At 37.7% G+C, this 11,968-nt stretch carries 8 protein-coding genes; 6 read left to right on the plus strand and 2 right to left on the minus strand.

The features are described from left to right. Positions 1-24: 24 nt before the first annotated feature. Positions 25-375 carry a helix-turn-helix domain-containing protein gene (locus tag VCHENC03_RS26865; RefSeq protein WP_083481832.1) on the minus strand — a complete coding sequence of 117 codons (351 nt, stop codon included), beginning with the start codon at positions 373-375 and terminating at the stop codon, positions 25-27. A 1,078-nt stretch (positions 376-1,453) separates the two neighbouring features. On the opposite strand from VCHENC03_RS26865, the gene VCHENC03_RS13550 reads away from it, so the two are divergent. The 3 genes from VCHENC03_RS13550 (at position 1,454) to VCHENC03_RS13540 (ending at position 5,977) form a co-directional block, all read left to right on the plus strand. Then, positions 1,454-3,781 (plus strand): ATP-binding protein, encoded by a 2,328-nt coding sequence (locus VCHENC03_RS13550; protein ID WP_009705926.1) that lies wholly within the window; start codon positions 1,454-1,456, stop codon positions 3,779-3,781. A 161-nt stretch (positions 3,782-3,942) separates the two neighbouring features. Next, positions 3,943-4,803 carry a helix-turn-helix domain-containing protein gene (locus tag VCHENC03_RS13545; RefSeq protein WP_009705927.1) on the plus strand — a complete coding sequence of 287 codons (861 nt, stop codon included), beginning with the start codon at positions 3,943-3,945 and terminating at the stop codon, positions 4,801-4,803. Further along, positions 4,793-5,977: an EAL domain-containing response regulator gene (locus VCHENC03_RS13540; protein WP_227739887.1), complete on the plus strand. Its 1,185-nt coding sequence runs from the start codon at positions 4,793-4,795 to the stop codon at positions 5,975-5,977. The genes VCHENC03_RS13545 and VCHENC03_RS13540 overlap by 11 nt, the downstream gene beginning before the upstream one ends. A gap of 109 nt (positions 5,978-6,086) precedes the next feature. Here the strand turns inward: VCHENC03_RS13540 and VCHENC03_RS28105 are convergent, their stop codons facing one another. After that, positions 6,087-7,418 carry a collagen-like protein gene (locus VCHENC03_RS28105; protein WP_009705929.1) on the minus strand — a complete coding sequence of 444 codons (1,332 nt, stop codon included), beginning with the start codon at positions 7,416-7,418 and terminating at the stop codon, positions 6,087-6,089. A gap of 285 nt (positions 7,419-7,703) precedes the next feature. Between VCHENC03_RS28105 and VCHENC03_RS13535 the strand changes: the two genes are divergently transcribed. The 3 genes from VCHENC03_RS13535 (at position 7,704) to rlmF (ending at position 11,865) form a co-directional block, all read left to right on the plus strand. Continuing rightward, complete coding sequence (locus VCHENC03_RS13535) at positions 7,704-9,635, plus strand: Ig-like domain-containing protein (protein WP_009705930.1); 1,932 nt, start codon at positions 7,704-7,706, stop codon at positions 9,633-9,635. A gap of 561 nt (positions 9,636-10,196) precedes the next feature. Next, positions 10,197-10,712 carry a M48 metallopeptidase family protein gene (locus VCHENC03_RS13525; protein WP_009705932.1) on the plus strand — a complete coding sequence of 172 codons (516 nt, stop codon included), beginning with the start codon at positions 10,197-10,199 and terminating at the stop codon, positions 10,710-10,712. Beyond that, positions 10,699-11,865 carry a 23S rRNA (adenine(1618)-N(6))-methyltransferase RlmF gene (rlmF, locus tag VCHENC03_RS13520; protein WP_009705933.1) on the plus strand — a complete coding sequence of 389 codons (1,167 nt, stop codon included), beginning with the start codon at positions 10,699-10,701 and terminating at the stop codon, positions 11,863-11,865. Before VCHENC03_RS13525 ends, rlmF begins: the two co-directional genes overlap by 14 nt. Positions 11,866-11,968: the final 103 nt, after the last annotated feature.

The following is an 11,968-nucleotide window of genomic DNA, read 5'->3' on the forward strand; positions in this document are numbered from 1 at the left end:
ATTTTAAATTGCATTACTCAAAACTCAAACTCCAACAGTGCTAACTGTTTCATTACGATGTTCTATCGATAAGTTTAGACTGTAACCATGTCGTTGGATCGTCGATATTTCCCAGAAGCCACCGATAACACAAAGTTTTTTTCGGAGATACATTATAGTCATATTCAATGAGTTCGGTCCTACGTAGCTACAAGGCCAACCAATAAAAATTAGATGCTCTTTGGATAGGTGTTGCCCGATATGCACGACAAGCTCTCTTAGGACAAGATACTCGCTACGAGAAAGATTGATTGCTAACTGGACGTCACTTGATGCGTTGCGCTTCTCTACAAAGAGAGTAAGAGAACCTGCATGAAATTCTACATTGATTGGCATAGCGATCGATAAAGGTGGGGAAAATAAACAATATTTTCTTTCCTATCGATGGATTATGTAAGGGCTTCTTTAGATTGTAAATTATAATAGTGCTTACTTTTTTAAACAAAAACAAGCCAAAAAGTGAAAATTTCTATGCCAGAGTTTAGGCCTGGCATAGAAAGTGTTTATATTAATTACCTTATATATCAAAACTAACAATTTTGCTATTAGTAAGGTTCTGATCAATTTGTAAGTGTTTTTCAATTTTCAATTCAGACTGACACTTTTCATATAACTTTTCTATGTCAGATTGATTACTTATGGGCTGGGAGGAGCAGCTTATGCTTGGCACTATTCCTGTCCATCTAATCTTTACGCTAGCTGCAGTTGATTGAAAAGAAACAAAAGAACATAGACAAATAACGGTTGTAGTTAAATAACGCACAATAGGCACCTTGATTTTTTCAGTTTTTCATATGCCTATTATGGTTCGTTTAAAGTCACTTAGTAAAATAAAAAGTTATAAATGCCATGTGTGTCTTTTGTTTTTGGGTCGTTAAGTATTTGAAAATATGGTAATTATCAAGTTTAGTTAGCATTTTTTTAGAAGTGTTACACATGCCTGGAAGCTGATTGATGTTTGCATTTTATTTTTATTATCAATAATTGGGCATCTCTGTTTTTTGTTCACTTAAAGTGCCATGTAAAAAATTTCTGATATTCGGCAACGTATTGAGCAAAGTAGAAATAAAAAGGATCAATATGTTTAAAGTGAATTTTATTGTAGATGAAATACTATTTGAAAAAAGAACGGGTGTGCGATTTAACTCTGAAAAAGGGAAGTTTTTTAGGAGGATTGCAATTAACAATTTGAACTCAATCCATATCGATTCGTACGAGAGTTCCGTACCTAAAAAAGAGTTAAGTCACCGTTTAAAGGGGATTGTTTCGACATGTGGGTTACAAGATGCGGCGTATATATGTAAAAAATGCGAACAATATGACGGACTGTTAAAACAGAGTAGAGCGGGAGAAATTTTAAGGCACATATCCCAAAAAACAATAATCATATTGCAGTTGAAAGAGAGTAATTAAAGTGTCTTTTAGAAACAAAATTTTATTAATAAATGCTACACTTTTTCTCGTTTTTGTAGGTTCACTTATTTATGCCTCAGTTTTATTGGTTAAGAGCAATTATGATAACCAAATTGAAGGGATAAAATCTGGCATCATAGGGCAGAATACGAGATTAGTAGAATCTTTAGTTAAAAGTCAAGAGGCTCTTTTAGAAGAGAAGGCAGAATTCATATTAGAGGAAATAAAATACCTATCTTTATTTTTTAGTTCTTCTTGCGTACAAGGTTATATATCATTAGATGTGATAGACAATAACTTGAAATGTATCAACCAAGTACCTGCAGATTATATAAAAAAGATATCTTTTGTAGATCTAGGGAATAATATAGAAATTGAATCCAAGGATCAAAATTCAAGTTTGATAATAAACTATTTGCCTGAGTACTCATCCTTATGGTCTAGTGATAAAGCACTTAAATATAAGGTCTCTGAAAATAGTCTAATTAAAAGTTTCTATATATTACAGCCTGTTAAAGATTATCCAAACAAACTTCTAAAGTTTGAACTAGACTTGGAGGTGTTCTCGCGCTCCTTATCCATTGCGAGTATAGACGGTTATAAGTACCGATTTTTTATAATAGATAACGATGGTAATTTGGTAGCGTCTAATTTAGATCAGGATGTGATAAATTTGTTAAACAGTCCAAGTGTGACGGTCGGTAACAATCGAACACTTAAAGAATTTATATTGACTGAAGATGTAGGTTTTTTAACTGTTAAAACGGACGCTGATACTTTCAATGTCATCCATAGAAAAAATAAAACGATGAATTGGCGTGTAATTTTAGTAACTCCTGAGTCTTATTTGCAATCAAGTTATGAATCTACTGTCGAGCTTTTACTTTCTTCGGACAACAGTTTGGTTGAAAAAATTGTATTCGCAACATTTGTTTTATTCATCTTATTCCTATTTCTTATCTATATAACTATTGTAAGTACTTTTCGACCAATATATTCGTTAATTGAACAAGCAAATTGTCTTAAAAATCAAGACTTTGATAATGCAATGACCGTTGTTCATCATAGTGGAGACGAGATTGAACTGTTATCACATGCATATAGCGAAGCCGGCAGAACAATAAAGGCTTTGGTTGAAGGCCTAGAAGAAGAAGTAAAACATCGAACTGAACAATATGAAAATGCGGCAAAGGAGGCGCTAGATGCGACAAACAAAAAATCAACATTACTTTCTAATGTATCACATGAGATAAGAACTCCACTAAATGCAATTATTGGGTACTTGAATATGTTACAAGATGATCAAGTAGTGACGATATACAAACGCCAATTAGACGGTATAAAGACAGCTAGCAATACTATTTTAAACATAGTTAATGACTTGTTGGATTTTGAGCGTCTCGATGCCTTGAATTATAGATTGCATCCAGAATATATAATGATTAAAAATATCATACGAGATATAGAAAAAACGTTCAATCCCTTAGCAAACCAAAAAGATATTACTTTATCTATTAAAAAAAATGATATAAATGATTTTGATAGAATATATGTGGACGGATTGAGATTTCAACAAGCGATATCAAATATTGTTTCAAATGCAATAAAATTCACAGATTTTGGTGATGTTATAATAAGTATTTCAAAAGAGATTTTTCAAAACAAAAAAATGATAGTATTCGCAATTCAAGATACAGGAAGGGGGATTAAAAAAGATGATATGGAAAACATATTTAATAGTTTTGAACAGGCGAATCAAGAAGATAAACAATTTGGTTTTGGTTTAGGACTCGCGATTACACAAGCTATTATTAATCTTATGGGAGGGATATTGACGGTAGAGAGTCAGCTAGGTAAGGGAAGTGTGTTTAAGATTTTTTTGCCTATTGATATTTTGAGTCTTGGAATTAAAGCTCCTGAAAAAGAAAACGAAGCTTCAGAAACTAATAGTAATAATATAGATAGTTTTGTTGGTGTAAAGGCTTTAGTGGTTGATGATGTCGATTTTAATCGAGAGGTATTGCAGTTTCATCTCAAAGAAAAAGGCATTGATTCTAGGTCTGCTATAGATGGAGTTGATGCATTAGAACGATTAGATAGAGAGTCATTTGATATAATATTAACGGATGTATCAATGCCAAATATGGATGGAATCGAGTTAGCTAAAAGAGTTAGAGTGATAGCTCCAGAAATTCCAGTAATAGCAGTTACAGCTAGAGCAACGGTACAAGAAGAAGAAAAAATAAGACATCACTTTGATAGCTATATTACGAAGCCAATAGATGACTCGGAACTTATAAGAGCAATGTCTCTTTGTTTGCACAACTAACTTAAGCAAGGACTGCCACTACTAGCGCTTTTGGTGTTGGCGTTGATTGTTTTGTCTTGGGCATTTGTGATAAAAAATATTAACAAGTGCCCCTATGTTTTTAGCTTTGCATGCAACAAAATTTACGCATAGTTGATAAAGAAATAATTAAGAAACTTACTATGTTTGGAGAAATAATCCGTTCATTTAGAAAACAAAGCGGTCTATCACAATTAGATTTTGTTAATGCACTACAAAAAAGTAGTAGTAATTTTGATAATTTAGATGTCGTCACTTTGAGCCGATGGGAAAGGGGAGCAACCAAGCCACACTTAAACAGACAAAATGAAATTTTAGATATGTTGGGTGTGGACATTTTTGACGTATGGTCCACTGTCAATGACGTCAGTAACTTGCCTGACTATACCAACAGAATTAACAACCATGGTTATTTTAACGAAAGTGGCGTTGGAGAAGTAGAGCTTATCGTCCTTAATGCCAGTAACTTGGATAGGTTAAGTTGCGTGCTAAATTTGATTGATGCGATCTTTGAATATGAAGAAAATGCAGTGTTAAGAGCGATGTGCACTCAAGGCCTTACAAGAGAAGCCATCGTAATGAAAATAATCAATCAATATGGAGGTGAATTAACGATAGCAGTTAAGCATGGTCAAATTTTGGGTCATTTGTTCTCGGTCAATTACAGTCTTGCCATTGACTTTTTGGGGCAAGATTTGTTGTTTCATGATAAGAATGTGCACTTTATTTTGTCATTCAATTGCTTACACATTGTTTCTCTAGTCGAGACATTAAGCCGAGAAGTCTATCGCTATATCCATAGTTTGGATCCAAATACAGAACTGGTTTTGTATGTGAACAACCCTGTCATTTTCAATCTGTTTTTCTCTTTGAGTTTCGAGTATAGAAGTGTGTCGAGACAAGATGTGGTGTTCAAGTTGATGAATATTGACATCAAAACTCTGAAATCTCAGAGGGTTTGGATGAACCTACTATCTCAATATAAGGATAAGCATGATGTATAAATCAGTACTTGTTGTTGATGACGTAGAGTTATCGCGAGAAATTATTAAAAGTGCGGTTTTGGCTGCGAGTGATTGTGCAAAGGTCATATGTGTCGAAAACGCTTATTCAGCGATCAGTAAAATACGCAGTAAGAAGTTTGATTTGGTCATTATGGACATTATGATGCCAAATGGAGACGGCTTTGAATTGTTGAGTATGATTTCGCAACTGGCGATCTCGACGAAAATCATCGTCATATCTTCGCTTGACCGTGTAGTGATCGAATCAATGCATCAAATCGGAAAGCTTTACGAGCTCAATATCATAAAAGCAATAGCGAAACCAATCGATTCAAAAAGTATCACCGAACTTGTTGTCGAGACTTTTGAGCAAGAGGACGAGCCTAACGATATAACAAACCGGTATTCTAATGATTTAAGCATCTTCGATTTTCCTATTGGAATGTACTATCAGCCTCAAGTAATGACAACTAGTAAGGAAATCATTGGTGCAGATGTTAGTGCAAACTGGTTTAATTCCCAAAATGCGTTATTATTGTCAACACATTTGTTACCCGAGATAACAACATTAACTAGCAAAAAATTATTTAATCAGATTGTTATCGGGAAATTTCTACAAGATTATAAGCAATACTTTAAAGATCTCACTAATCAGTTGTACTTTACGCTACACATACACCATGACTTTATTGATGACAGCTTCATTTATAGCTGTTTATTGGAGTTAGTTAAATTTAATTCCAATCATCATTTTAGTTTGTATCTTGATAACGATGATCTTGCAAAGTCTGATGTAGATGGTTACCTTGATAAGTTACAGCCAATATTGTCAAATGGCGTAAGCTTGATTTTAGGGCTAGAAAAAATTACTGTCGATCGTATAATGTCGGCCTCAAAGTTACCGATACGAGAACTTAAATTTATAACTTATAATAATCCCACATTTGGAATCCATAGTAATACCGATCTATTTATGGCCATTGATAGTTTACCGAAAGACACTAAAATGAGTGTAATGCTTGATGGGGTCGAGGACGCTACTTTTAGTCAGGTAGCGACTTTCAAAGGAATTGTAAAACAACAAGGAATTTTATTCGGTGGGCCAATTAGTGCGGAAAAATTGACAAAAGTTATAAAAAATAATAGTAAAAATGTATCCGAGGGAGAGTTCTAGGAATTCTAACAGTAAAATGGATTGTTTTTTGACATAATATGGACATGAGGCTCTTAATCTATATCGAGCCTCATTTTTAACGTCTTTTTGTGTCATAGTTTTTTGTAAATTACTTAGACAAGAACGTTAATCCTCCAATTACACCTCCAGGGGCATAGAAATCGTTATCAGCAGTATACACCGGTTTGTCATTTGAAGAATAAGCTATCACTTTGAATACAGTTTTTCCTTCTGGAACGAGGTAAGTTCCTAGATAAGTCTTTTTCCTCCCTATTAGCTTCGTTGCTTCATCGTTAAAAACAAACTCAATTCCAGTTATTCGACCGCCATCTTTATAAACATCTATATAATTTAAATTTTCTATATTGATATTGTTTTTCGCACCTCTTTCTTTTCCTGCATACACTTTATCACCACTACCCAAACCATCAATCCATATGCCCGAGCGGCTCAAAAGAGTGTGATTGACTAGGGCGATTTCTACATGGTTATTGCTGTCTGTATCCGGCAGGCCAATATATTTAGACACATAGAATGTTTGTTCTGTCGCTGGCGTTCCAATCGGTCCTTGTGGCCCGGTAGTCCCCTGTGGTCCAGTCGCACCGCGTGGCCCGGTAGCCCCCTGTGGTCCAGTCGCACCGCGTGGCCCGGTAGTCCCCTGTGGTCCAGTCGCACCGCGTGGCCCGGTAGCCCCCTGTGGTCCAGTCGCACCGCGTGGCCCGGTAGCCCCCTGTGGTCCAGTCGCGCCGCGTGGCCCGGTAGCCCCCTGTGGTCCAGTCGCACCGCGTGGCCCGGTAGCCCCTTGTGGTCCAGTCGCACCGCGTGGCCCGGTAGCTCCTTGTGGTCCAGTCTCTCCCATAGGACCTTGAATTCCACCTTTCCCTATCCATTCTCCATATTCATTTATCACTTCATTTCCCTGAATAGAGACCGAAATAGTATCAACTGAATTAGGAGTGATATCACCATTAACATTTTTTGCAATTTCTGCCACTCTCGAATAAAGAACAGGCTTCACTTCATATTTAAATGTACCGTTTAATTGGTTTGGAACTTGTGCACTTAAAGATACGTTTGATACGTCGTATGATATGGTGTTTTCATCAACTATTACGTCAGGGATCGTTACTAAGAAAGAAATGCCGTTCACGTTGCTTAAACTAGACAAGTGTTGATTATCGATCGGGAATGAACAAATCCCGTTGAAAAAAGCACATTGATATTGCTCTGTGCCGACGCTTAAACTGGTATTATTGTCAATAATGTCTACCTCTACATAATAGTTACCATCATCGATAGGATTACCAGTGATTATATCAAAAACACTTACAGTGAGAGAGTGCGGCTGTTCAAACACGTTTGCAGAAATAGGTAAGGAATATAAAGGTAGTGACATCGCTACACACATGGTTTTCCAATATTCAATTTTTAATTTTGACATTTTTATCTCCTTGCTTGCCAGATGATATTTGCCTTAATACTTCTATTTCTTAAGTTATGAATTATTTAGACATTCAGTATAATCTTTAAATTTAATTTAAAAGTTAATTAGCACTTATCGTTTAATTATATTTTAGGTGCCTAACTTTAAGTTGGTCATACGCAATCGATTGCTATGTGAAGGCAAGCATTATCTTAATTGTTAATATTGAAGTGCCAATTGATGCTTGTGATGTATGTAATTAAAGTGTCCTTACGATTTCTCGTGCTACATAGGAGTAATGTTATGAGAATAAGTAAGTCAATAAAATTTTTATTATTGGCACTAATATCTGTCATTGGGTTAGTTGGCTGCAATCACGGTGTCAACGATCTTGTCGTGACACCGAAAGAAAATAGTGTGCCTATTGGATTTCAGCTACAGCTAAAAGCTGAGACTGTAACAAAAAAGGGTAAAGTAAAAGATGTTACCTCTGGCGAGGGTGTTAAATGGAGTAGTTCAGATGAATCCATTGCAACGATAGATTCCAATGGACTTATTTCAACAAAAGAAAACACTGGTAAAGTTACTATTACTGCAGAAGGTCGTTTTGATAAACGAGATTTTAAAGATACTGTTTTCGTAAATGTTACAGATGCGGTTATGACTTCCGTTACAGTTACCCCTAAGGATGAATCAACACCTGTAGGGTTAACGAGGAATTATGCGGTGACTGCCAACTTTTCAAATGGACAGTCTATTGACGTTACACAAGATAACTCAACTAAGTGGGTAAGTAGTGTTGAGGTTGTGTCTACAATCTCAAATGAAGAAGGTACTAAGGGGCGCGCAAAGGCAGTATCTATCGGTGAAACAGATATCACCGCTTATGTTGATTCAGAAAATGGTCAATTTAGTGATACGACAACATTGACCGTTACGGAAGCGGTTCCTACTTCAATCGTTGTATCACCAAACGGGAAAAGTGTCCCTGTTGGTCTAAATGAGCAATTAAAAGCTACGGCTTACCTTTCTGATGGTACTAACATTGATATTACAGAGCTTGATTCAATTAATTGGTTTAGCAGTGATATAAAAGTTGCAACTGTATCAAACGAGGCGGGCTCAAAAGGACTTATCACAGGTGAAGCTGTTGGCGATGTTGAAATTATTGCCTCGGGAGAGGTTAATGGATTGCGTGTTCAAGGTAGTGCTAATGTAGAGGTAATAGAAGCAATCATTGAATCTTTAGAAATTGCCCCGAAGTCTGAAAGTGTGCCTGTAGGGCTTTCTAAAGAATTCACTGCAACTGCTCGTTTATCTGATGGTCAACTTGTCGATGTAACAAAAGAGAGTGCTATTCATTGGAGCAGCAGTGATTCAGATATTGCTACGATTTCCAACTCTGACGTGGATAAAGGTACAGCTACTGGAGTCTCTATTGGTAACGTTACGATTACCGCTTATGCTGAGGTGAATGGAGAGGAGATAGAGGCCACTTCTACTCTTGTAGTAACTCGTTCTGAGGCGGTGACATTAATTGTTACACCTAAAACTCAAGAAAGCTTAGATACGCCTCAAATACCGTTTGGAGCGAATAAACAGTTCAAAGCTGAGTTGGTGATGACCAATGGAGAGCGTATTGATGTAACTCAAGATGATAATCTTTATTGGAGCAGTGGTGACGCGAACATTGCTACTATTTCTAATAGCATTGGAGAAAAAGGTCTTGCTACAGGTGTAGGCGTTGGGGACGTCGTTATTTCTGCTAAGTTGTTATCTGAGGAGTATGGAGAGCTTGAAGACAATGCAGAACTGACGATTACACCAGCCCATTCTCTCTCTTTTTATGTTTTCACCGAGAAGTTTAGCAACGTAGTACAAGGAGAGCCTGTTCACTATATTGGCTTCGGTCGAAGAACCATGGGACGATACTGGCAACTAAGTGGCTTTGAGTATTCTAGTTGGAGTATGCAATTAATGTATATCGATGGAGGTGAAGGTAAACCTATTGAGGAACATAAGTTTTACTTCGGACAAATCGATGAAACACCAATTGCTGGTGCATTAAGATATAAAGCGACTTTTGATTGGCCTGACGGTTCTTCAACTGAGGGTATTTTAGAATGGCAATTCGATCAGAAACATTACGTATTGATAGATCCAATGCCTGCCGAAAATTTACTTACCGAGGAGTGGGATTTTACTTTGACAGTATCAAACGAGGGTGAGTTTTAGGTCTTCTAGAACTGAAACCCTATCAGATGCTTCATTAGTTTATTTTTACCTTAAGAGGGAGTGAGAAATCGCTCCCTCTGTTTTGTTTATCGCCTTATAAAACAAAAGAAATAACCACCGTCACATCTTCTGGAGGGAATATGCCTGATGTAGAGCGCGTAAAAGATGAGTCAATAGAATTGCCAAACGCCTACCGATCTTGGCTAGAATATTGGGAAACCGTGCAAAACCAGCAAGCAACCAATTGTTGCAATTCACGTTGTCTAGAAAGAGCAGAGTTAGGTTGTTTGGTTCGAAATAAAAAAACGCAAGAAACCTTCGTTACTGCGTTGTGCCCACTGTGCGCAAGTGACACGAATAAGAAAGTTCACATAACAAAACGTTTACTCGCTAAAAAGCCATATACAAAATAAACGTATCTGGCGAGAGGAGAACATGCTGTTCCAGACGAGTAGGGGACACAGGATTGAAAGCCCACGTGAATAGTAATCCTAAGATGAAACTCTTGCTTATCTCAGGTATATTTATCGCCTTTCTTTTGTCATAGCAGACTTAATACGCATGCATCCGTCACTTCGATACATTCAAGGTTATCCGCAGAACATTGTCGAGCAAGTCAGTTCACTCATCGACAGTGGTAAACTGGCGCCTTGGTTCGAAAAACGCTACCCAGATAGACACCAAATCAAAAGCGAAAAGGCGCTCTACGAGTACGCAATAGCAATCAAAAACCGCTACATGAAGAAAGCCGCGCCAGTTAGCAAAGTGGTCTACGATAAGAAAATTCACGCCGTCAATAATGCACTTGGTTTGCATAGCGTGATCAGCCGTAACCATGGTGGCAAGCTAAAGTCTAAGAATGAGATTCGCATTGCGAACGTGTTTAAAGATGCACCTGAAGCGTTATTACGCATGCTGGTGGTGCATGAGTTGGCACATACTCGTGAGAAAAACCACGACAAAGCCTTTTACCAACTGTGCTGTTATATGGAACCTGAGTATCACCAACTCGAATTTGATGCTCGTCTGTTTATGATTTACCTCGATTTAAAAGCGAATTCGAATGAAGACCAATAATCACAACGCGAAACAAGCTCAGCCAAAATCGGCGAAGTCTAAGCCGAGCAAAGAAATCGCCAAGATCAAACCAAAGCGTGTGAAAAATAAGCCGATAGCAAAAGCTACAAAAAGCACAGGTCTGAAAACTAACGCCGCGAACAAAAGCAGCGATGTGGAAGTGATCAAAATTGCTAAAAGTGGATTGCATGAACGTAATGCACATCGAGGTCGCTACGATTTCAAAAAGCTAATCACAGCAGAGCCTCAGCTCAAATCATTTGTGATAAAGAATCCGAAAGGGGAAGACTCAATCAACTTCTCCGATCCAAAGGCCGTCAAGATGCTCAATAAAGCATTGCTGGCGGCGCACTATGATATTGAATATTGGGATATCCCTGATACTTACTTGTGCCCGCCAATTCCCGGGCGTGCGGATTACGTTCATCGTGTAGCAGAGTTGCTAGATGGTGAAGTAAAAGGCAAATACGCCCACCATAAAGTGCGAGCGCTTGATGTCGGTGTTGGAGCAAACTGTATTTACCCAATCGTAGGTGTGAGTCAATACGGCTGGCATTACACTGGTAGCGATGTTGACCCAACATCGATTGAATCTGCACGAGCAATTACAGAGCGTAATGCCTCGTTAAACGGTAAGATCGAACTCGTACAACAAACCAGTGAGTCAAATATTTACCGCGGTATAATCCAGCCGAACGATCGCTACGATATTACGACTTGTAACCCGCCATTCCATCGTTCTGCAGAAGAAGCGGCGATGGGCAGTCAGCGTAAGCTGGATAATTTAAAAGCGAATCAGCGTAAAAAGGGCGTGAAGGTTCAAGCTAATCAAGCGAAAACGCCGCAAGTAAAAGCCAATAAACCAGCGCTTAACTTTGGTGGCCAAAATGCTGAGCTATGGTGTGAAGGTGGTGAAGCTGCATTCATCCGCAAAATGGCGAACGAAAGCCAAGCATTCAGTGCACAAGTGCTTTGGTTTACCACGTTAATCTCAAAGAAAGACAATGTTCGCCCGATGCGTAAACAACTTGAAAAGTTGGGTGTAAAAGCGATCCGAATCGTGGAAATGAGCCAAGGACAAAAAATCAGCCGTTTTATCGCTTGGTCCTACATGGACAAATCGCAGCGTAAAGCGTGGATTGAATTAAAGTAATTATTCACAGCATACTTTTCTAGCCAATAAAAATAGCACCACTCTGTTGGTGCTATTTTTTAACAATAAATTTATTAATTTAATATTTATAACAAATGTGGCT

Origin of the sequence: Vibrio sp. HENC-03 (assembly GCF_000305755.2) — a bacterium.
Taxonomy (GTDB): domain Bacteria; phylum Pseudomonadota; class Gammaproteobacteria; order Enterobacterales; family Vibrionaceae; genus Vibrio; species Vibrio owensii.

Coding starts and splice junctions, on each gene's coding strand:
- VCHENC03_RS26865 (WP_083481832.1), bottom strand. CDS start 375: ATGCCAATCAATGTAGAATTTCATGCAGGTTCTCTTACTCTCTTTGTA.
- VCHENC03_RS13545 (WP_009705927.1), top strand. CDS start 3,943: ATGTTTGGAGAAATAATCCGTTCATTTAGAAAACAAAGCGGTCTATCA.
- VCHENC03_RS13540 (WP_227739887.1), top strand. CDS start 4,793: ATGATGTATAAATCAGTACTTGTTGTTGATGACGTAGAGTTATCGCGA.
- VCHENC03_RS28105 (WP_009705929.1), bottom strand. CDS start 7,418: ATGTCAAAATTAAAAATTGAATATTGGAAAACCATGTGTGTAGCGATG.
- VCHENC03_RS13535 (WP_009705930.1), top strand. CDS start 7,704: ATGAGAATAAGTAAGTCAATAAAATTTTTATTATTGGCACTAATATCT.
- VCHENC03_RS13525 (WP_009705932.1), top strand. CDS start 10,197: ATGCATCCGTCACTTCGATACATTCAAGGTTATCCGCAGAACATTGTC.
- rlmF (WP_009705933.1), top strand. CDS start 10,699: ATGAAGACCAATAATCACAACGCGAAACAAGCTCAGCCAAAATCGGCG.